At 59.3% G+C, this 21,279-nt stretch carries 12 protein-coding genes and 1 riboswitch; of the genes, 5 read left to right on the forward strand and 7 right to left on the reverse strand.

Features of this window, described 5'->3' with window-relative positions; translation table 11 throughout:
• Nucleotides 1-182: 182 nt before the first annotated feature.
• The 5 genes from ACTNBU_RS10305 to ACTNBU_RS10325 form a co-directional block, all read right to left on the reverse strand.
• Nucleotides 183-1,796: an amidohydrolase gene (locus tag ACTNBU_RS10305; protein ID WP_441033669.1), complete on the reverse strand. Its 1,614-nt coding sequence runs from the start codon at nucleotides 1,794-1,796 to the stop codon at nucleotides 183-185.
• A gap of 95 nt (nucleotides 1,797-1,891) precedes the next feature.
• Nucleotides 1,892-3,388 carry an alanine/glycine:cation symporter family protein gene (locus tag ACTNBU_RS10310; protein WP_441033672.1) on the reverse strand — a complete coding sequence of 499 codons (1,497 nt, stop codon included), beginning with the start codon at nucleotides 3,386-3,388 and terminating at the stop codon, nucleotides 1,892-1,894.
• Nucleotides 3,389-3,542: 154 nt separating this feature from the next.
• A riboswitch (Lysine riboswitch) is annotated at nucleotides 3,543-3,715 on the reverse strand.
• A gap of 917 nt (nucleotides 3,716-4,632) precedes the next feature.
• Complete coding sequence (locus tag ACTNBU_RS10315) at nucleotides 4,633-5,781, reverse strand: aminotransferase class I/II-fold pyridoxal phosphate-dependent enzyme (protein ID WP_441033675.1); 1,149 nt, start codon at nucleotides 5,779-5,781, stop codon at nucleotides 4,633-4,635.
• Between the two features lie 36 nt (nucleotides 5,782-5,817).
• A complete protein-coding gene (locus ACTNBU_RS10320) occupies nucleotides 5,818-6,828 on the reverse strand; it encodes an ornithine cyclodeaminase family protein (protein ID WP_441033678.1) in 1,011 nt (336 codons plus the stop codon).
• A gap of 224 nt (nucleotides 6,829-7,052) precedes the next feature.
• Complete coding sequence (locus tag ACTNBU_RS10325; protein WP_441033681.1) at nucleotides 7,053-9,863, reverse strand: metallophosphoesterase; 2,811 nt, start codon at nucleotides 9,861-9,863, stop codon at nucleotides 7,053-7,055.
• A gap of 908 nt (nucleotides 9,864-10,771) precedes the next feature.
• Between ACTNBU_RS10325 and thiC the strand changes: the two genes are divergently transcribed.
• Entirely contained in the window at nucleotides 10,772-12,079 is a 1,308-nt protein-coding gene (gene thiC / locus ACTNBU_RS10330; RefSeq protein WP_441033684.1) for a phosphomethylpyrimidine synthase ThiC, read from the forward strand.
• Between the two features lie 105 nt (nucleotides 12,080-12,184).
• Here the strand turns inward: thiC and ACTNBU_RS10335 are convergent, their stop codons facing one another.
• Nucleotides 12,185-13,468, reverse strand: a complete 1,284-nt coding sequence (locus tag ACTNBU_RS10335; protein WP_441033686.1) for a YibE/F family protein — start codon at nucleotides 13,466-13,468, stop codon at nucleotides 12,185-12,187.
• A 225-nt stretch (nucleotides 13,469-13,693) separates the two neighbouring features.
• On the opposite strand from ACTNBU_RS10335, the gene ACTNBU_RS10340 reads away from it, so the two are divergent.
• Genes ACTNBU_RS10340 through ACTNBU_RS10350 form a run of 3 tightly spaced genes read left to right on the forward strand, consistent with a single transcriptional unit; the run spans nucleotide 13,694 to nucleotide 16,581 of the window.
• The gene (locus tag ACTNBU_RS10340; protein WP_441033689.1) at nucleotides 13,694-14,647 is read left to right on the forward strand and encodes an ABC transporter ATP-binding protein; all 954 of its coding nucleotides are present in this window, start codon (nucleotides 13,694-13,696) and stop codon (nucleotides 14,645-14,647) included.
• Between the two features lie 17 nt (nucleotides 14,648-14,664).
• On the forward strand, nucleotides 14,665-15,714 hold the full coding sequence (locus ACTNBU_RS10345) for an extracellular solute-binding protein (RefSeq protein ID WP_441033692.1): 1,050 nt from the start codon (nucleotides 14,665-14,667) through the stop codon (nucleotides 15,712-15,714).
• A gap of 12 nt (nucleotides 15,715-15,726) precedes the next feature.
• Nucleotides 15,727-16,581: an alanine:cation symporter family protein gene (locus ACTNBU_RS10350; RefSeq protein WP_441033695.1), complete on the forward strand. Its 855-nt coding sequence runs from the start codon at nucleotides 15,727-15,729 to the stop codon at nucleotides 16,579-16,581.
• Nucleotides 16,582-16,797: 216 nt separating this feature from the next.
• Here ACTNBU_RS10350 and ACTNBU_RS10355 read toward each other — a convergent pair whose 3' ends face one another.
• Nucleotides 16,798-17,433 (reverse strand): helix-turn-helix transcriptional regulator, encoded by a 636-nt coding sequence (locus ACTNBU_RS10355; protein ID WP_441033698.1) that lies wholly within the window; start codon nucleotides 17,431-17,433, stop codon nucleotides 16,798-16,800.
• A gap of 214 nt (nucleotides 17,434-17,647) precedes the next feature.
• Between ACTNBU_RS10355 and nifJ the strand changes: the two genes are divergently transcribed.
• On the forward strand, nucleotides 17,648-21,154 hold the full coding sequence (nifJ, locus tag ACTNBU_RS10360) for a pyruvate:ferredoxin (flavodoxin) oxidoreductase (protein ID WP_441033701.1): 3,507 nt from the start codon (nucleotides 17,648-17,650) through the stop codon (nucleotides 21,152-21,154).
• Nucleotides 21,155-21,279 lie beyond the last annotated feature (125 nt).

Genomic DNA, 21,279 nt, shown 5'->3' on the forward strand with positions numbered 1-21,279 from the left:
TTTCTGTATCCACGATTTCTACGATTCCACGATCCAGCTTCCCTCGTTCAAGCATCTTTCATCACCCATGCTTATTTTACCATATAAATGCGAAAAAGCCCAGCTATGCTCAACTTTTTCGACAGCCTGAGCGGTCCCGGTTCCTCTGAACCGGGACCGCTGCTATCGGGTCATTCTGAGATTCAGCCAAACACTTTCTTTCCGCCCAGATAGGTGGCGTGGACGGGAATGTCCTTGATCTCCTCCACATCCACCGCGAAGGGGTTCTGGTCCAGCACCACGAAGTCCGCCAGCATGCCCTTGCGGATCCTGCCCTTCCGGTCCTCCTCAAAGCTGCCCTCGGCACCGCGGATGGTGTAGCTGTCCAGGGCCTCCTGAACGGTGAAAGCCTCCTCCGGCAGATAGGGACCCTTGTGGTCCCGCAGGGTGCTTCTGGTCACGGCGCACTGCATGCATGCCATGGCGTCCGGCAGCTCCACCGGGCAGTCGGTGCCGTTGCTGACGGAGATGCCGTTCTTCATCAGGGTCTTCCAGCTGTAGCTGGTGGAGGCCAGCTCTTTGCCCACGCGCTCCTCCACGATGTGGATGTCGTAGTCCAGGAAGATGCTCTGGGCATAGATATGCAGCTGCATGTCCTCGATCTTCTTCAGCTGGTCCGGGCGGGTGATCTGGCAGTGGACGATACCGTGACGATGGTCCTTTCTGGGATGGGCGGCCAGCGCCTTTTCATAGGCGAACAGCACACGGTCCAGGCAGGCGTCGCCGATGGTGTGGACCGCCACCTGCATTCCGTGGGCGTTGGCGTAGTCGATCATCTCGTCCATGGTCTCCTGGGTAAATACCGGGATGCCGCAGGTGGACGGATCGTCCGCGTAGGGACGGCTGAGATAGGCGGTGCGGGGACCCAGAGCGCCGTCGCCCAGCATCTTCAGGGGGCCGATCTTGAACAGCTCCGTGCCCACGCCGGTGTTGCAGCCGGATTCCACGAATTCCTTCAGGCTCGGCAGGTCCGTGAAGTTGCTCTGCTCATACACACGCACCGTCAGCTCGCCGGATGCTTCCAGCTCCTGATAGGCGGCGTTGACCTCCTGCCAGGGGATCTTGCGGTAGACGCAGTAGTCGTCGGTCTGGCTGCTGGTGACGCCGTAGGCGTTCAGCGCCTTGCAGGCGGAGCGGATCATGTCCTTCAGCTCCTCCCTGCTGGGCTCCGGGATGGCGTCGTAGACCCGGTCCATGGCGTTGTCGAAGAACCGGCCGTCCGGCTCGCCGTTCTCCAGGCCGATCCGGCCGCCGTCCGGCTGGGGCGTATCCGCCGTCACGCCCAGCAGCTCCAGTGCTTTGCTGTTGACCACCAGACAGTGGCCGCAGGCCCGCACCGCGCAGATGGGCACCTCGGTGGACACCTTGTCCAAGTCGTAGCGGTTGGGCATCCGGTGGACATCGGTGAAGTAGTCCTGGTTCCAGCCGCGGCCCAGCAGCCATGCGGAGCCGGTGTGGGGATGGGCGGCTTCAAACTCCCGCAGGCACCGCAGAAGGTCCTCCAGACTGGCGGTGTGGGCGGCCAGCTGGGCGGTGTGCAGCGCGTTGCCGAAGTTCAGCAGGTGCATGTGGCTGTCGTTGAAGGCGCTGCACACGAATCTGCCCTCCAGATCCACAATCTCCGAATCTCCCTCCGCATAGGACAGTGCCTCCCGGCTGCTGCCCGCGAACAGAAATTCATCGCCCTCCACGACGAAGGCCTCCGCAAGGGGAAGCTCCCCCGTGTAAACCACGCCATTGTGATAAATGGTCCTCATTTTTTCTGATACCCCTTTTCCAGTTTTCCCAATGCCAAGGCCAGCTTTTCGTAAAGTCGCTCGATCCTTCACGAAAAGCTGGCTTGCTGGCGTTATTATTTGCTTGTCTTTCCGGCTGCCGCGGCATCCTCATAGAACAGCCGCATGTTCTCGTCCACCTTGCCGATGCCCAAGTAGCGCGCCTTGTAGTCCTTCAGCAGCTTGAAGTACTGATTGGACAGGATCAGGATCACGGCCACGTTGACGAAGGTGGGGATGGCGGAGGTAATGTCCACCAGCGTCCAGATGAAGCCCTGGTTGTCGGTCTTCACCAGATAGATGGTCCACAGCAGGCCCGGCAGAACGCGGATGGCGTAGAAGATCTTCATGATGATGGTCTTCAGCAGGCCCTCCTTCTTGTAGAGGTGCTCCAGGATGGCCAGATAGTAGGTGAACCAGCCGCCGGAGGTGGTGACGGTGAAGATCACCATGATGACTGCCAGCAGCAGGCTTCCCACGGTCCCGAAGCTGCTGGAGAAGGCGCTCAGCGCCAGGGTGCCGCCGTTGGTGCCGTCGGTCCACATGCCGCTGAGAATCACGGACAGAGCGGTGATGCTGCAGACGACGAAGGTATCGAAGAAGACCTCGAAGGAGCCCCACAGGCCCTGCTCCACCGGATGCCGGGTCTTGGCGGAGGCGTGGATCATGGGAGAAGTGCCCCAGCCGGCCTCGTTGGAGTACACGGACCGGGCCATACCGACGCGGACCATCTGGCTGACGGCGCAGCCGGCGAAGCCGCCGACGGCCGCGGTGCCGGTGAAGGCGTTGGTGAAGATGGAAGCCACAGCGGCGGGAGCAGAGGTGATGTTGGCCAGGATCATGGCAATGCCCATCAGGATGTACAGGGCGCTCATGAAGGGGACCAGCTTGCTGAAGATGTTGGCGATCCGCTTCGTGCCGCCGCCGGTGATGACGAAGGTCAGTGCGCAGACCAGGATGCCCACGATGATGACGCCCTCGATCTTCATGCCGCCGATGGTGATGCCGTCAAAGTGGAAGGCACCAGCCACCACCTGAGAGGCGGTCAGCGTGGAGGAAGTCACGAAGAAGGTGGAGAAGATGCCGATACCGAAGATGACAGCCGGGATCAGCCACAGCTTGCCCCAGTGGCGCTCCTCGCCGAGGCCGCGCTCCATGTAGTAAGTGGGGCCGCCGTAGTAGTCGCCCTTCTCATTTGTCCGGCGGTAGTAGCAGCCCAGGGTGACCTCCACCTGCTTCAGGATCATGCCGAGGCACGCGGTGAGCCACATCCACAGGACAGCGCCCGGGCCGCCCGCGGCCACTGCGGTGGCGACGCCGGCGATATTGCCGAAGCCCACCGTGCCGCCGATGGCGGTGGAGATGGCCTCGAAGGCGCTCAGCATACCCTTTTCGTTCTCATTTTCCGTATCCTTCTGGAAGATCTTTCCGAAGGTACGCTTCATAATCCAGCCGAAATAGCGGAACTGGAAGAAGCCGGAACGGACCGTAAAGTACAGTCCGGTCACGATCATGAGTACAATGAGCGGTAATCCCCAGAGAATACCGTCAAGCCAATTTAAAAAATCAATCACAATTTTCTCCTCTTTTCACACTTGTTTTGAGTTTTCCCTTTCCTTTGCACGGATCCGTTCAGCGAAAGGGCCGGCTTCCTTTCGTCAAAGAGGAATTTCGCACAAAAAACAGAGCAGTGGTTTCCGTGAAAAGACCACTGCTCCAATAAACAAATGAAACAATAGCTCCTCCACCATGCGGTGAGAGTGCACAGCCTGTTCGACTGTACCCCAACTGCGGTGACACATGGGATGCCACCGGTTTCGGCGAAGCGTCCTTTCCCCGTCCATCTCCGGCCCCATTGCCTCCGGACAGGTACTGATACGATCCGCGCCTCTATTGCTGAATCTTTATTTAATTCTTTAATTCGACAGAATTATACAATCAATTCTCCCGTGTGTCAATAAATTTATTGGGACGGTCAGGAAAAACTTGCCGCAGCGGGCGCGGCGGCGTCCATCTCCGGGCCGCTTCCGGCGTCGTGGATATGCAGAATATGCAGCATCAAAATATACGGATCTGCTCTGATGCGCGGCCCTCGGGTTCTTGAGAAGGCGTTTATATGTGCCTGATGTTTGCCTAGATATGAAACGCGTCTGCCGGAGACGGCAGACGCGTTCAGCAGACTTTCGCCGAATTTACGGAGTTTTTCACCGCACATCGCTGTGCAGGGAGGCAACTGAATACCTCCTACGGTTTGCCGCAGATCTGTATTTCTCCGGCGGGTGATGCGGCCTGACCGACGGTACTGCCTGCGGCGGCACTCCCCGATGCACACAGGGCCAGGATCAGCAGGGGGATCAGCAGCAGAGCCAGGAATCGTTTTACGCGCTTCCCGGTTGAACTCTTTTGACGCGGCATGTTTTTGATTGCTTCGGCCTGCCGGAACATGCGATCCAGCAGAGTCTCAATTGTTTTTCCCAGCAGCCAATTGAGAAGCTACCTGCCCCAGTATTGAAGCACTGAGGCAACTCTTACCATATTTTTCATATGATCTGTTCAAGTTGTTGCGCCGTGGAATACGGCGGTCACATCATTTCTGTGTGACTCTTGCGGTCGCCCGCAAGTTCAGACTGTGCCTTCATCCGCGTGGGATGCTCCGTGTCCAGTCGTTACACCTTCCCAGAAGGGCTTGGCCCGGCGTTTTCTGCTGTGGATCCATCATAGCAGACAGGCTCCTGATTTGCAACAGGTCGGGCATCTGAAAAGGCCCGAAGGATACGGAACAGAAATACTTCTGCCAGTGCGTTTCCGGAACCGCCGGTCAGTTTTTCATCGCTTTTCCCTGAGACATCAGTTCTTCGATGTACTCGTCAATAAGCCGGAGTCCCTTCGCCAAATCATGGGCATGGGAGAGCGTGATCCGGAACGAATGCGGGATATTGAAGCAGTCACCGTGGCAGACCAGCACGCCCTTCTGATCCAGCAGACCGTCGCAGAACTCCTCCGCCGGAACCTCCAGGTCGTAATGCACCAGGCAGGTGGTTGCATACGAATCGGCATATTGGTGCAGATATGGATTATCCGCGATCCATTTGTCGATGACCGCTTTATTGGCGCTGACGATCCGGCGGGATCGCTGAAAGATCTTGTCCACATGCTCCAGGGCGATGGCAAAGATCCACTCGTCAAACACACCCCCGCAAATGGAATCATAGGAACGCCAGTTGAACAGTTTGAACCGGGTATCCGGATCGTGGCAAATGATCCAGCCCACCCGTGTACCTGCCATGGAGTAGATCTTGGAAGAACTGGCCGTAACGATGGCCTTTTCGTAGAGGTCGGCGAAGGAGGGCATGTACTCTTCCTTCAGGCCCCGGTACATCTCGTCACAGATGACCCATGCGTCCACGGAGCGGGCAATCTCCACGATCTCCTGCATTTCCTCCAGCGTGAGGAGAGAGCCGGTGGGGTTGTTGGGGTTGGTGAACAGGATGGCTTTCGTATTCTGATCCACCGCCCGCCGGACCTCTTCGATATCCAGACGGTATCCGGCCTCGGGCTTCAGGTCAATCTTCCGCACCTCGGCGCCGATGGACTTGGGAATGGAGAAGAACTGCTGGTAGTTGGGCATGATGGAGATCACATTGTCCCGGGACTCGATCAGGGCATAGCACACAGTACTGTTGGCTCCCGTGCCGCCGTGACAGAGGATCACTTCCTCCGGCTCTACCTTCCGGTATAGCTTTTCCGCGATGGCCCGTCTGGTCCGCGGTGTCCCATCGAACCGGCCATAGCCCAGATCCATATGCCGCAGTTCCTGAAAGAAGTCCTCCATGCTCTCGCCAGTGAGCTGGAATAGTTCCTCCACTGTCATAGGCAGCACGCAACTGCCGCCCAGATAGATTTTGTTCTTCTCACTGTCGCACGCCGGATTCAGCCAGTTTTCCAGGGTGAAATCATCAATCTTCATATTACGCTCCTTTCCGCACCTCAGCCTGGGCCGTTGTTATAGGTCAATGGCGTGGGCCGGATCGTCCCCTGCCCCTTCAACGACCATCTTCGCCACCGCCAGATCCAGCAGCGCCAGACCCGTGGCGTCAAATACCGTAATCTCCCGGTCACTCCTGCGGCCGGGCTTCGTTCCCAGCAGCACCTCACCGATCTGACCGATGATGCTCGCCCGGGTGATGAAGCCGCCTTTCACAGCAAGCTCGCACTCACCGGCGTTGACGCACTGGTCCACATCATCCACATAGATCGCAGCATCCCGCAGAATGGCGGGGTCGATCTCCTCCTTGCCGGGCATATCTGCGCCAATGCAGGAGAAATGGGTGCCGGGTCTGACCCATTCCCGTTTGATGACAGGAGCGGTAGCCCGGGTGATGGTGATGATGATGTCGCTGTTGCCGACGGCTGCGGTCAGGTCTTCCACAGGGAGAAACTCCACGCCGGAGGCGTCAATGCCGAAGCCGTCCCTCAGACGGCCGGGTGCTTTCTCCGCGTAGACTGCCGCAGCAGACGGATGGATGGGCTCGGCACAGTACACTTTTTTGATCTGCGGCAGAGCGGTCAGGGCCGCGGCGATCATAAATATGGACTGACGTCCGGTCCCCAGGACCAGCAGCGTCTCACTGTCCCGGCGCGCCAGAGCACGGGCGGCCACCGCTGCGGCGGAGCCGGTACGCATGGAGGTGATATACGAGGCGTCCATGATCCCCAGCGGCAGCCCCGTTTTCCCGTCCATGGCCACAAGGATGCCGCTGAATGGAGGCAGCCCCAGCTGTTCATTCTGTGGGAATGTTGCCAGTGCCTTCAGGCCGTATACCTCACTTCCGCGGTCATAGCCGGAGCGGATATCCATGACGCCGCCGCGATCCTCAAAGTGGTGGGTCACAGTAGGCCAGACAACGGTCTCCCCCCGTGCCTTGGAACGATAAACGCCCTCCACAGCTTCGATCACCTCCGGCAGCCGGAGTCTCTGTTCGAGAGCAGCGCGGTTATAGAAACTGACTTTCATAACGACTCCTCCCTGTTGAAAAAGATTAAGCGCACAGGTTTGTTTGCAATCAGGATATCGTTTTGATACTCCAACTGCAACGGATATTTTTAGCACAGACGATAAAAGTATAGAAATTCAAATTAACGGGATTTTTTATTATTCAAACATCGAGTCCGTCAATGAATCCTTGATGGGTGATTAGTCGCTTACATTCAATGCAGGTTATCGTTCCCTGTCCGCATTCACTTTCCGGAGAGACTGCGCCTGCCCGCCGCAGCCTGCCGCTTCAGCTGCTCTTCATATTTCGAGACCAGCTTTTCCTTCTGCTCTTTCAGATACGCCTTCTCCTCCTCGCTGTACTCTTTGCAGTCGATCGCCGCCGCCTGAATGATCTTCAGATCTTCCCGATTCAGGTCGCACCATCCCCGGCTCTCATAAAAGCAGTACAGGATCGGAAAGTCCAGAATCCGGAAGCGGATGGCTTTCTTCTTTTTGGACTGGAAGCGGTCAAGGCGGGCTTTCCGCGCTTTCGGCCACGGTGCGTTCTCCACGTCCTTGTATTGATGCGGTTTCCCTTGCACATCCCCAAAATAGGCGATCGTCCATGAGCGGTGCACCAGATCCGCCTCGGAGCCGGGAATCAGCGTCTTTGCGTATTCCAGTGCGATCCTGGAGGGGCCTGTCAGAACCGCGCCATACGCCAGGTCCAGCTTCAAATAAGGGTCCCGCTCACATTCGTAAGCCTTCTCCACAAACTCTGGAATGTCCTTTGACAGCATGGGAAGCCTGGTCACAAAATAGAGCAGCTCATTTTTCAGGGAGAACAGCCCCTCTCCGGACAAGTTATCCAGAAGACTCCGCGTCTCGGCGTCCAGGCTCGACTCGTCCGGCCGGACCGTGTACAGATAGATGTCCATCAGGTTCTTTTGGAGCCTGCGCAGTTCTTCCTCGTCCCGGATGGTACTGATGGCTCCCCGCACATAGTCGGTGATATCATTTCGCAGCGTCTGCCGCAATACACTGACCACCGCCGCGCCGCCTTGCTGGAATGCGGTGAAGACGCTCTCGGCGTAGAAATAGGCACAGAGGCTGCGGTGATAAAACCCGGTAGCCGTCTTCGCTCCGTCTTCGGAAAATCCGGAGAATGTCAGCAAGCCTGTAATGGCAGTATCCTGATATCGGACGCTGCAGCACGGCCCATAGTAGAGCTCCTGCGCAATTCCCTGCAACGCATCCATGATCTTATCGTCCGTCATACAGCTTGTCTTCCGGGCCCGCTCCTTTTTCAGCCAGCAGCGGAAGAACGAGTGGTACAACAGATAGAGCGGCTGATCCGCCGTGACCAGGCTCTGGACAACGCCGCCGGTCAGTCCGTCATTTTCCAGAAGATAGATCAGCAGCGTCAGCTGGAACGGCGTCTCCGTAAAGCCGGTCATCGCCAGGTTTACGTCCATTGCCTTGTTGAAATCCTCCAAAAGCTTTTCATTCCGGGTCTGCTTGGCATAGTTCCTGGCATATCGCTCCGCCATACGGAAATCCCACTTTTGCAAGGTTATGACATTTTCAATATAGCGGCTCAGGTCCGGGGATTCCTGGTGGTAATAGTGCTCCGTCCGCCAGCCGAACCAAACTGTCGTGTTGGAGCCCGGTTCCGACAGTCTGGAGAGCAGCTTCGGCAGGCCGTCAAAGAACCTGGTATCGCTCACCTCATCCATGCCGTCCAGCAGGATGATCCGATGCTGTGAGGGCCTGGCCTCTCCCCGCAGATAGCCGGCGACGCACCGTTCGTAGGGGGTCATCTCTTCCCTTTGCAGGGCGGAGGCGTGGAGGTACAAAAATTCCCGAGACTGGTTCTCAAAGAGATACAGGTATTTCAAAAGAGTCGTCTTTCCGAAGCCGGCGTCGCCGGAGATCACGATGTGCTTGTTCCGATACTGCACCCGGAGGCTGCGGTAAGGGATGCTCCTTTTGACCTTTTGACCTCTCAGGTTGGGCGTGATGAACAGTTTGGGAAACAGTCCCCGGAAGGACGCGCTCTGCTTCATCCACGGAAGGAGGAGATCGTTTTTCAGCAGTTCCTGGTTTTCCGTGACCATTTTTCCGGTCAGGCGGACACGGGTGGGCAGAGCGGTTTTTTCGCGGATGCTGTCGTTAAACTGTCCATACTCGCTCCAGCCTGTTTTGGCGCCGAACTTGCCGTCCCACTGGTATGCGGTATATGTCTGTGTCCGGGTGTCGCCATAGAGGAACGCCGCCTGGGCGCCGGTTTCCTGCTTCAGGCACCCCATGGTGATCTCCAGGTGATTGCCGACGGAACGCCACCAGACGTTGTGGGCGTCTCCGCAAAGATACAGGCGCACAGGATAGTCTTGGAAGATGCTCTCTACTGCCTGCCGTTCCTCCGGCGACAGATACTCCAGGGCGTGGTGGGCCAGTACGATGATGGGACATTGGGGATGTTGCGCTTTGATCTCCTCCAGCAAGCAGGCCAATTCGTTGTTGCCGATAATCAGCTCGCCCCGGCTGCTATCACTGACGTGCATGACGGCAGTGTTCAAGGTCAGCAGGATCATATTCCCAACCACTTCGTACTGGTGGAGCGGCTGGTCCTTCCACGGATCCTTCGCTCCATACAGCCTGCCGCAGACCGTGTAAAAGAATGAGAACTCTGATTTCAGGAACTTCAGATCCTCAGTGGAAAAGGTGCCTTTCGCATAGTCATACGCTTTTTGGATCTTCTCATACCGTTCCGCCGCAGCTCCTTCGCTGCGCCTGCGGTCATGGTTCCCCGGCGCCAGATGGATATGTTCCGCCTCTGTGATCCCGGCGGCTTCCGCGATCTTCCAAATGTACTCCACCGCATTTGCGGCCGTCTCCTCCTCGGGCGCATCCTTTTGAAAGAAGGCATGGCGGTAATCTCCGGTGACGAACAGCTCGTCCGCCTCCAGTTTGTTTTTCCGGATAAACTCCGGCAGATAGTTCCGGAGGTTCCGTGCGGAACGCCCGTCCCCTTCCGGATTGTAATGGATATCTGATATGTGCAAAAACCTCATAGCCATCCCTCCCACACAGGAAATACACACCGTCCGGACTGGCCGCACAAAATTCAAATGCCCAGTCGCTCTCTGGGGACAGTTTATCACAAAATTTTCCTCAATAAAAGGTACAGATTCATATGAGGGAGTATTCTGTTTCCAGATAGATTTTCTTTCGGTCTGCGTGCAGCAGCCTGATTGCTTACCTGTAATTGCAATGCGTCTCCTCATAGACTAGCACAGATATAGGTACGAGTCATTACATTACCATATCCAACCATGCGCAGATGGCCAGCTTTGTGGCACTGAACAGAACCTTCTATAACAGTCTCAGTGATGATGAGGACAAGGCCATTCTGGACGCATCAAGGGCGAGGGCTTTTCTTCAGACTCGCCGCTCTGCGGAATGGTCCTTCCTCGAAAAAGCACTTGTGTTTTTCCACAGAATGGCGTATAATCACTTTGCCAAGGAGAATAAAATGCAGAAAAAGGGAGCTCGCAAACGGGCTGAGAGGAAGCTGTGCGCTTCGACCTGTGACCTGATTTGGGTAATGCCAACGTAGGGAGATAAAGCACCGGTATCAAATGCCGTGGGAATGTCTTTCCTCACCCTGCGAAAGACGCCCACGGCATTTTTCTATCATGCGGCCCGCGGAGGTCCTGCGTTTCTTCTCCGGCCGCGGTGGATCGGGGGCACCACCTTCCGCCGCGCAAGAAAATTCCATTCTGTGCAGAAAAGGAGAACTCTATGAGAACAGCATGGAACAGCGCCGGGATATCCGGTGCAGGCGCCGGGAATCTGACAGACAGCAGAAGGCCCCACAGAATGGCCGCTGCCCAGGCACCTCCCGGCGCTGCGTCCAGGCTCCTGTGGGAGCCGCGGGACACGACAACAGCGAATCAGAAAACTTTGGGAGGAATTTGAAATGGATCGTACTTACACCACACAGATGGACGCCGCCCGCAGGGGCATCGTCACGCCGGAACTGGAGACCGTGGCCAAAAAGGAACGGATGACCGCCCAGGAGCTGCTGCCCCTGGTGGCATCGGGCAAGGTGGTCATCCCCGCCAACCGCCTGCATACCTGCCTGGACCCCGAGGGCATCGGCTCCATGCTCCGCACCAAGATCAATGTCAACCTGGGCGTCTCCCGGGACTGCAAGGACTACAACGTGGAGATGCAGAAGGTGCTCTCCGCCGTGAACATGGGGGCGGAGGCCATCATGGACCTGTCCAGCCACGGCGACACCGGCCCCTTCCGCCGGAAGCTCACCGCGGAGTGTCCGGTGATGATCGGCACTGTGCCGGTCTATGACAGCGTCATCCACTATCAGCGGGATCTGGACACCCTGACCGCCAAAGACTTCATCGACGTGGTCCGCCTGCACGCCCAGGAGGGTGTGGACTTCGTCACACTCCACTGCGGCATCACCCGCAAGACCATTGACCAGATCCGCAAGCACAAGCGGAAGATGAATATCGTCTCCCGGGGCGGCTCCCTGGTGTTCGCCTGGATGTGCATGACCGGCGAGGAAAATCCCTTCTACGAGTATTACGACGAGATCCTGGACATCTGCCGGGAGTACGACGTGACCATCTCCCTGGGCGACGCCTGCCGTCCCGGCTGTCTGGCCGACGCCACCGACGTGTGCCAGATCGAGGAGCTGGTGCGTCTGGGCGAGCTGACCAAGCGGGCCTGGGAGAAGGACGTCCAAGTGATGGTGGAGGGTCCCGGCCATGTGCCCATGGACCAGATCGCCGCCAACATGAAGGTGCAGCAGACCATCTGCATGGGCGCCCCCTTCTATGTTCTGGGCCCCCTGGTGACGGACATCGCCCCCGGCTACGACCACATCACCGCCGCTATCGGCGGCGCCATGGCCGCCATGAACGGTGCCGCGTTCCTCTGCTATGTGACGCCGGCGGAGCATCTGGCCCTCCCCAATCTGGACGACGTGAAGCAGGGCATCATCGCCAGCAAGATCGCCGCCCACGCCGCCGACATCGCCAAGGGCGTCCGGGGCGCCCGTGAGATTGATGACAAGATGGGCGACGCCCGCCGCGCCCTGGACTGGGATGCCCAGTGGAAGTGCGCCCTGGACCCGGAGACGGCCAAAGCCATCCGGGATGACCGCTCCCCGGAACACGACGACACCTGCTCCATGTGCGGCAAGTTCTGCGCGGTGCGCAGCATGAACAAGGCCCTCAACGGCGAACACATCGACATTCTGTGACGGCCCGGGGGTGTTCCCCCGAGGCCTGTGAGAAAACAACCGTGCCGGGATGCAGCGTTGACTGCATCCCGGCATTTTTATGGAAACGTCTTCCCTTCCGGACCGTCACGCCGTCCGGCGAGTCAGCAGAAGACCGCTGGTGATGGCCGTCAGGGGCGCCACCGTCACCAGGCCGAAGGAGCCCACGATGGTGTGGACGATCTCCGCTGCCACATACTTGTAGTTCAGGATGAACTCCACCGGCGTGCCCTGGGCCATGAACACCATCAGCAGGGCGATGTAGCTGCCGGAATAGGCCAGCAGCAGCGTGGTGGTCGTGGAACCGCAGGCGGCCCGGCCCACGGCGAAGCCCGAGGAGACGGCCTCTCGGGCGCCGATGTCCGGCCGCTTCTGCACCACCTCGTACACGGCGGAGCAGATGTCCACCGACAGGTCCATCACCGCGCCGGAGGAGCCGAGAAAGATGGAGGCCATGAAGATCTGCGTCAGGTCCAGATTCTGATATCCGGCGTACAGCAGGCTCTCGCTGGACTCCATGACGGCGCCGTGGATGCGGAACAGGTTCGTGAACACCACGCCCAGCACCGCCGTGACGGCGATGCCCAGAGCCGCGCCAGAGGTGGCGGCCAGGCACCGGCGGTCAAAGCCGTAGATCAGGCTGAGGATCAGCGCCGTCAGCGCCAGCACCATGGCAAGAGCCAGCCATACCGGGTTCCAGCCCCGCAGCAGACAGGGCACCAGCACCTTCCACATCAGCAGAATGGTGTCCACGAAGGAGAGGATTGCCCGGACGCCGGTCCATCCGGCAAACAGCACCAGCTGCAGCAAAAACAGTCCCGCCAGAAGCGCCTCCTTGTCCAGCCGGTAGTGGTCGGTCATGGAGACCACGGAGATGACGCCTCCGCTGTGGCTGACGGTGACAAAGGCGATGTCGCCGGGGGCAAACAACTTGTCCTGGGCCAGGGAGCCGTTGAGCCGGTTGACGGCCTCCACCGTCTGTCCCTCAAAATGGCCGCCCAGCAGCTTCACCGTGCACCGCTGTTCGCCGGTGCGGATCAACCCGGTGTCCACGATGTCGCTCTCGTCGGTGGCCAGCACCTCCGCCCGGACACGGTCGGCGTTCTGATAGGTCAGCCTGCCCTCAAAACCCGTGGGCAGCATCAGTTCCTCTGCGGTCATGTGGGTCTTGTTGTCCCGCATTTCTCTGGACAGTAGCATCTGGTCCGCCAGGGAGCCCACCCGCACCATGAAAAACTCGTCCAGATTGCTCTGGTAGATGGAGGCGAAAGTCAGCCGCTCACACAGCGGCACGCTTTCGCTCTCCGCCTCCTCCAACACCCGTTCATTGAATTTCAGCCAGGACAGTTCCCGGTTCAAATAGGTATTCATCCCTCGCCCCACACTTTCTCCATGATTCTCAGACTCTGCTCAGTATAAAAAAAGCGGCGGCACTTCGACACCGTTCTCCCGTAAAAGCTCCGTTAAATCGTCGTAAAGTGCATCGGCGGCAGACGCACTTTACACACACCTTACAAACCTTTTACAGCCTGGCGGTGGCTGCCGGCTCCTCCCCACGGTAAAATATCTGAAGCAGAAGAAAGAGAGGTCCACGGAATGGATATTCGTCTTCAGGACATCACCAAATCCTACGGCGGGAAGGCTGTGATCCGGCCCACTACGCTCCGGATCGACAGCGGCAGCTTCACCACCCTCCTGGGGCCGTCGGGCTGCGGCAAGACCACCCTGCTCCGCATGATCGCCGGATTGGAGACACCGGACACGGGCGAGATCTTCTTCGATGACCGCTGTGTCTTTTCCCAGGAGAAAAGGATCAGCGTACCGCCGGAAAAGCGGGGGCTGGGATTCGTGTTTCAGGACTTTGCCCTGTGGCCCCACATGAGCGTCTTTGAAAATGTGGCCTTCGGCCTGCGGGCTTCGGGAGACACCAAAGACCTGGACCGGCGGGTAAAAGACGCGCTCCACGCCGTGCAGCTGGACGAATTTGCTCAGCGGTATCCCCATCAGCTCTCCGGCGGTCAGCAGCAGAGGGTGGCCTTTGCCCGGGCTATCGTCATCGAGCCCCAGTGCATCCTGTTCGACGAGCCCCTGTCCGCCTTGGACGCCCTGCTCCGGGAGGAAATGCGCACGGAGTTGCGGGAGCTGACCTCGCGGCTGGGCATCACCTCCGTCTTCGTCACCCACGACCAGACGGAGGCCATGAGCATGAGCGACCGGATCGCCGTCCTCTCCGGCGGCGCGGTGGAGCAGTACGACAGTCCGGAGATCATCTACTCCGCGCCCAAAACAGAATTTGTGGCCCGTTTTGTGGGAGCCTCCAACTGGATCGACGATCACCACATGTTCCGCCCGGAAAAAGCCGCTCTGCGATTTGCGGAGCATACCCAGCGGTTCGACGCCCAGGTCCAGTCCGCCCAATTCCTGGGCAGTTCCTATCAACTCCATCTGAAATACCGGGGCCAGAACTGGGTGCTGCCGTCTGCGGAAAAAATGTCTGTCGGGACATCCCTCCCGATTTACATAGAGGAACAAAACATCATCACACTTTAAGGAAACGAGGTTTGAACATGAAAAAAATGCTCGCGTTTTTGCTGGCCGGTGCCATGTGCCTTGGTCTGGCCGCCTGCGGCAGCAGTGCCGCACCTGCCGGTACCAGCACCGACAAGCCCGCCGGATCCCAGAGCGCCGATGTGCAGGAGCCTGCCGGGACCAAGGAGCTGTCCGGCAAAGTGACCGTCTACATGCCCTCCCCCGCCGGTCTTGCGGACAAGATCGCCGCCGGCTTCACCGCCGCCACCGGCGTGGAGGTGGAGCAGTTCCAGGGCACCACCGGCGAGATCCTGGCCCGTCTGGAAGCGGAAGAGGCCAATCCCGTGGCCGATGTGGTCATTCTGGCCTCCTGGTCCGACGGCCTTTCCATGAAGCAGGACGGCAAGCTCGTCTCCTACATCCCCGCCAACGCCGACAAGGTAGCGGACGGCTGGATCGACGAGGATTCCACGCTGTTCGGCTACAGCGCCTCCGCCGTGGGCGTCATCTACAACACCTCCGTGATCCCCGAGCTGTCCGCCGACTGGTCCGAGCTGAGCGACGCCCAGTACAAGGATCAGCTGGCCATTCCCGACCCGGAGAAGTCCGGCGCTTGCAAAGATTTCGTGGCGGGATACGTCAACGCCAACGGCTGGGATGACTTCCAGGCCATGGCCGACAACGGCATGACCGTCCCCGGCGCCAACAAGGCCGCTCTGGAGGCCGTCACCACCGGTGAAGTGGGCATCCTGGTGGCCGGCGTGGACTACAACGCCTATTCCTCCATCAACAAGGGTGAGCCTCTGAACATCTACTATCCCGCCGGCGGCACCGTGGTCAATCCCCGTCCGGCCATGATCCTGAACACCGCCCCCAATATGGACAATGCCAAGGCCTTCATTGACTATCTGTTCTCCGACGAGGCCCAGCAGCTGGTGGCTGACGCCTATCTGCTGCCCGGCCGCAGCGACGTAAAGTGCGAGGGCCGCACCAACCTGGAGGACATCCCCCAGATTGAATGCGACTGGGACGCCATGATGGCCATTGCCTCCGACTCCGCCGCCAAGATCAACGAGATCTGCCAGTAAGCGGAGGTATCCATGGACATCAGAGTCAAGAAACAGCTGCCTCTCGCGCTGCTGGCCGCTGTACTCTGCTTTCTGATTGTCTGCCCTTTGATCATGATATTTGCCAAGGCGGTCATTGCGGATGGCCGCCTTGACTTCTATTCGGCGTGGCAGACTCTGACAGAGAGCGAAAACGCGGTGATGATCGGCAATTCCCTTCTGCTGGGCGTTTTGGTGGTGCTCCTCTCCACGGCCATCGCCGCGCCCCTGGCCTATCTCTTCTCCCGGACCTGCTTTGCCCGGTACCGGGCCTTTGATATCATCTTCATGATCCCCTTTATGACGCCGCCCTATATCGCCTCCATGGGCTGGATCTTATTCATGCAGAAGCGGGTCACCGGCGTCTGGAACAGCGGCCTGGATGGCGCAACCCTGACCCTGGCTGCCTTCGAGACCGGCATTGGCTCTCTCGGCCGGATCATTCTGGCCCTCGGCGTGTTCCTGTTCGGCCTGACCACCTCCAGCGGCGTCTATGCCCAGATTGAGGTCGTCGTCCGTTACCTGGTGGGCAACTCCCCCCTGAAGGATGCGATTCTGAAGTTCTATAAGTGGACCTATCCCATTCCGAGCCTGGGCATGGTCGTGATCGCCGTCTATTACGGCTTCCCCGGCGCGACGCTGTGGCTCTTCTCCGACGCATCCACAGCACTTCCCATCTTTGCCAATATCATCACACTGTTCATTCTGACTCCGCGCTTCCTCGCCCTGATCAAGGACTACATGGCGAGATACCGGAAAGTCGGAACTGTCGATCCGGATTTCCCGATCTTCTTCGAGAAAGATCAGGATGCCGAGGTCAAGGCCCGGGCGGAGTGGGCCAACCAGTAAGCTCCGGCTCCTTCCCCACTGTCAAAAGACTTTACGCAGACGTATTGTGACCAACCTTTTATAAGCCGTAGGGCATCCTGGCACAAGGCCTGGGATGCCCTACGGCTGTTTGGGGTGCCGGTGCGACGTATTCTCCCCTTTCGGATATATCAACTCCCCCTATGGAAGACGAATCTTCTGTCTTCCATAGGGGGAGCCTGTTTTTGCCCTTGTCCTTCACGAACCGGCGGTGAAGCCCAGTTCCCGCAGATAATTGTACACCGTGAAGCGGGAGATCTTCAGCCGTTCCGCCACATAGGGGACCGCCTTCTGCATCTGGAACACATTCCGCTCATGCAGCATCCGGATGACCCGCATCCGGTCGTGCTTTCCCATCTCCTCCACCGGGACCCCCACTTGGCTGATGCTCTCATTCAGGATCTGGTTGATGCTCTGGCGGGAGTGCAGCTCCTCCGCCAGCTCCGTGGAGGTGGAGATCAGCTTGTCCAGCGCGTCCCGCATGCCCGCGTAGGAGGAAATATCAAAGTTGATGCCCAGGCCGTAGTGGTAGTTCTCCCCCTTGAAATAGACGGTGGAGGATTTGATGGTCTTTCCCCCGGTGGTCACCACCTGACAGTTCATATAGTTGGTGCCCGGATCGATGTTCGCAAAGGCATCCTCCGGAACAGGGTCGCCGGTGACATACACGCAGTCTCCCTTTTTCCGCCCGGATACGTGCCCGTTGTAGATGGCCGCGATAAAATTCTCGTAGTGTTCGCAGTCGTGGATCACCGTCTCACAGTGATAGCCGAAGGTCTCCGAGATCATCTTGGCGATCTCACACAGATTGTTGAACATCTCTTTGTCTTCCATGCCCATCCCATCTCCGCTCCGCAGACGTTTTCCGCATTATATCATCTCCAAATCAGAAAAACAACATGGTCTATCTGCACAAGAAGTCATCTGCTTTTTCGTCAGTTGTATGACCTCACAAATATTGACAATCCGTTTATATGTTATTACAATTTGTTTATACAATTGATACAATACCGCCTCGGGCGAAAAATGAAGAAAAGGGGTCCTAACGATGCGAAAGGAAACCATCATGGTAGCAGACGGCAACGAAGCCGCCGCGTATGTGGCCTACGCCTTTACAGAGGTCGCCGCTATTTATCCCATCACCCCCTCCTCCCCCATGGCCGAAAAAACCGACGAGTGGTCCGCCAACGGCAGGAAAAACCTGTTCACCCAGCCGGTGACGCTGGTGGAGATGCAGTCGGAGGCCGGCGCCATCGGCGCGGTCCACGGCGCTCTGGAATCCGGCTCCCTGGCCACCTCCTTCACGTCCTCCCAGGGTCTGATGCTGATGATCCCCACCATGCACCGCATCAGCGGCACCCGCCAGCCGGCGGTGCTCCACGTGGCCTCCCGCACCGTGGGCACCCACGCCATGTCCATCTTCGGCGACCACAGCGACGTGATGAACTGCCGCCAGACCGGCTTCGCCATGCTGTCCACCGGCAGCGTGCAGGAGGTCATGGATCTGGCGGGCGTGGCCCATCTGTCGGCCATCAAGAGCCGCATTCCCTTCATCCACTTCTTCGACGGCTTCCGCACCTCCCATGAGATTCAGAAGATCCGAGCCATCCCCTACGAGGAGTTCGGCAAGATGCTGGACTGGGGCGCGGTGCGCCGCTTCCGGGAATCCGCCCTGAACCCCTACCACCCCTCCCTGCGGAACACCGTCCAGAACCCGGACGTCTACTTCCAGTTCCGGGAGGCCAACAACCGCTTCTATGACGGACTTCCCGACATCGTGGAAGATTACATGCAGCAGATCAACGCCGTCACCGGTGAGGATTACCACCTGTTCAACTACTACGGAGCCCCCGACGCGGAGCGGGTCATCGTGGCCATGGGCTCCGTCAGCGGCGCCGCCCGGGAGACAGTAGCCTATCTGAACGAGCTGGGCGAAAAGGTGGGCTATCTCCAGGTCCATCTGTTCAACCCGTTCTCCAAGGAGCATTTCCGCGCCACCCTGCCCAAAACAGTGAAGAAGATCGCGGTCCTGGACCGCTGCAAGGAGATGGGCGCGGCGGGCGATCCCCTGTATCTGGCCGTCTGCGCGGCTTACGCCAACCGTCAGGACGCCCCCTACATCTGCGGTGGCCGCTACGGCCTGTCCTCCAAGGACACCACTCCCGCCCAGCTGAAGGCAGTGTTCGACCATCTGCTGGAGGACGCCCCCTTCTCCGGCTTCACCGTGGGCATTGAGGACGACGTGACCCACCGCTCCCTGCCGGTGGGACCCAGTCTGCCCCTGCACCATAAGAAGATGGTCAGCTGCAAGTTCTGGGGCCTGGGCAGCGACGGCACCGTGGGCGCCAACAAGAACTCCATCAAGATCATCGGCAACAACACCGATATGTACACCCAGGCGTACTTCGAGTACGACACCAAGAAGTCCTTCGGCATCACCCGCAGCCATCTGCGGTTCGGCGAGGAGCCCATCCTGTCGTCCTATCTGGTAAAGGAAGCGGACTTCGTGGCCTGCCACAACCAGTCCTTCCTGGACAAGTACGACATCGTCTCCGAGCTGAAGCCCGGCGGCACCTTCCTGCTGAACTGCCGCTGGACCCCTGAGGAGCTGGACCGGGAACTGCCCCCCGCGGTAAAGCGGGGTCTGGCGGAGAAGCAGGCCAAACTGTACATCATCGACGCCAACGCCATCGCCCGGGCGCTGGGGCTGGGGGACCACGCCAGCATGGTTTTGCAGTCCGCCTTCTTCCGTCTGGCGGACATCATCCCCATTGAGGAAGCAGTCACCTACATGAAGAAGGCCGCCGAGAAGTCCTTCGGCAAGAAGGGCGAGAAGGTGGTGCAGATGAACCTGGCGGCCATCGACCAGGGCGTGGACCACGTGGTGGCCGTCCCCATTCCGGAGAGCTGGAAGGACTGCGCCGACGCCCCCAAGGCGGAAGAGAAGGACGTCCCCGACTTCATCCGCAATATCCTCCGTCCCTGCAACGCCCAGCAGGGCGACAAGCTGCCGGTGTCCACCTTCATCGGCTACGAGGACGGCACTATGCCTCTGGGCACCACCGCCTACGAAAAGCGGGGCATCGCCACCCGTATCCCCGTGTGGGACAGCGCCGCCTGCATCCAGTGCAACCGCTGCTCCTTCGTCTGCCCCCACGCCGTCATCCGGCCCTATCTGCTGGACGCCCAGGAAGTTGAAAACGCCCCGGAGGGCTTTGTCACCGTGCCCGCCAAGGGTGCCAAAGAGTACGCCTTTTCCCTTCAGATCAGCGACATGGACTGCACCGGCTGCGGCAGCTGCGTGGCCTCCTGCCCCATGAGCGGCAAGGCCCTGCGGATGGAGGACGTCACCGGCGAGCTGTCTCTCACCCCCGCCTGGGAATACGGCCTGACCATCACCGACAAGAAGGTCTTCAAGGCGGAGACCGTGAAGGGCAGCCAGTTCCGCCAGCCTCTGTGCGAGTTCTCCGGTGCCTGCGCCGGCTGCGGCGAGACGCCTTACGCCAAGCTGCTGACCCAGCTGTACGGCGACCGGATGTACTGGGCCAACGCCACCGGCTGTTCCCAGGCCTGGGGCGCCGCCATGCCCTCCATCCCCTACACCGTCAGCAAGGAGGGCCGGGGCCCCGCCTGGTCCAACTCCCTGTTTGAAAACAACGCCGAGTTCTGCCTGGGCATGTACCTCTCCGTGAAGCAGCAGCGGAACAAGGCCCGGGCCTGGATTGAGGAGCTGCGGAGCCTGGTCCCGGAGCTGGAGGAGCCTATCAGCCAGTGGCTGGACACCTTCTCCGACGTCAATGCCTCCATGCCCGCCTCGGAGCGGCTCTACGCCGCCATGCAAAATATTCAGCTGGACGGCCGTGCCGGTGAATTGCAGACCCTGATCCTGCGGCATCCGGAGCATCTGGCCAAGCAGCCCGTCTGGATGTACGGCGGCGACGGCTGGGCCTACGACATCGGCTTCGGCGGTCTGGACCACGTCATCGCCATGGGCGAGGACATCAACGTCCTGGTGGTGGACACGGAGGTCTACTCCAACACCGGCGGACAGAGCAGCAAGGCCACACCTCTGGGCGCCGTGGCCCAGTTCCAGGCCGCCGGCAAAAAGACCGGCAAGAAGGACCTGGGCAAAATGATGATGGCCTACGGCAACTGCTACGTGGCATCCGTGGCCATGGGCGCGGACCCCAATCAGCTGCTGAAGGCCATCACCGAGGCGGAGGCCTATCCCGGCCCCTCCCTGATCATCGCCTACGCCCCCTGCATTAACCACGGCATCAAGGCCGGTATGGACCAGGTCCAGGCGGAGATGAAGCGGGCGGTAGACGCCGGTTACTGGCCCCTGTACCGCTACAACCCCGCGAAGAAGGACCATCCCTTTACCCTGGACTCCAAGGCCCCCACCATGGGCTATCAGGAGTTCCTGGAGGGCGAGGTGCGCTATGCCTCCCTCCACAAGACCTTCCCCGAAAACGCCAAGGACCTGTTCGCCCGGGCCGAGGCCGCCGCGAAAGAGCGCTACGAGAGCTACGAAAAGCTGGCGGAGCAGGAGTAAGTCCGCCGGTCACCCATCTTTTACAAGAGCGGCGGGGGGGGGGGGTGGGCGGGGCCCCCCCCCCCTGACATAAACAAAAAAAATAAACTATCAAACACAAACACACCACCCCCCGTCCGGGCTGG

This window comes from Dysosmobacter sp. HCP28S3_G4, from assembly GCF_052065175.1.
In the GTDB taxonomy this organism is placed as follows: domain Bacteria; phylum Bacillota; class Clostridia; order Oscillospirales; family Oscillospiraceae; genus Oscillibacter.

Excerpts from the sequence above, each read along its gene's own strand:
- ACTNBU_RS10305 (WP_441033669.1), bottom strand. The coding sequence starts at position 1,796 with ATGAGGACCATTTATCACAATGGCGTGGTTTACACGGGGGAGCTTCCC.
- ACTNBU_RS10315 (WP_441033675.1), bottom strand. The coding sequence starts at position 5,781 with ATGAAGATTGATGATTTCACCCTGGAAAACTGGCTGAATCCGGCGTGC.
- ACTNBU_RS10320 (WP_441033678.1), bottom strand. The coding sequence starts at position 6,828 with ATGAAAGTCAGTTTCTATAACCGCGCTGCTCTCGAACAGAGACTCCGG.
- ACTNBU_RS10325 (WP_441033681.1), bottom strand. The coding sequence starts at position 9,863 with ATGAGGTTTTTGCACATATCAGATATCCATTACAATCCGGAAGGGGAC.
- thiC (WP_441033684.1), top strand. The coding sequence starts at position 10,772 with ATGGATCGTACTTACACCACACAGATGGACGCCGCCCGCAGGGGCATC.
- ACTNBU_RS10335 (WP_441033686.1), bottom strand. The coding sequence starts at position 13,468 with ATGAATACCTATTTGAACCGGGAACTGTCCTGGCTGAAATTCAATGAA.
- ACTNBU_RS10340 (WP_441033689.1), top strand. The coding sequence starts at position 13,694 with ATGGATATTCGTCTTCAGGACATCACCAAATCCTACGGCGGGAAGGCT.
- ACTNBU_RS10345 (WP_441033692.1), top strand. The coding sequence starts at position 14,665 with ATGAAAAAAATGCTCGCGTTTTTGCTGGCCGGTGCCATGTGCCTTGGT.
- ACTNBU_RS10350 (WP_441033695.1), top strand. The coding sequence starts at position 15,727 with ATGGACATCAGAGTCAAGAAACAGCTGCCTCTCGCGCTGCTGGCCGCT.
- ACTNBU_RS10355 (WP_441033698.1), bottom strand. The coding sequence starts at position 17,433 with ATGGAAGACAAAGAGATGTTCAACAATCTGTGTGAGATCGCCAAGATG.
- nifJ (WP_441033701.1), top strand. The coding sequence starts at position 17,648 with ATGCGAAAGGAAACCATCATGGTAGCAGACGGCAACGAAGCCGCCGCG.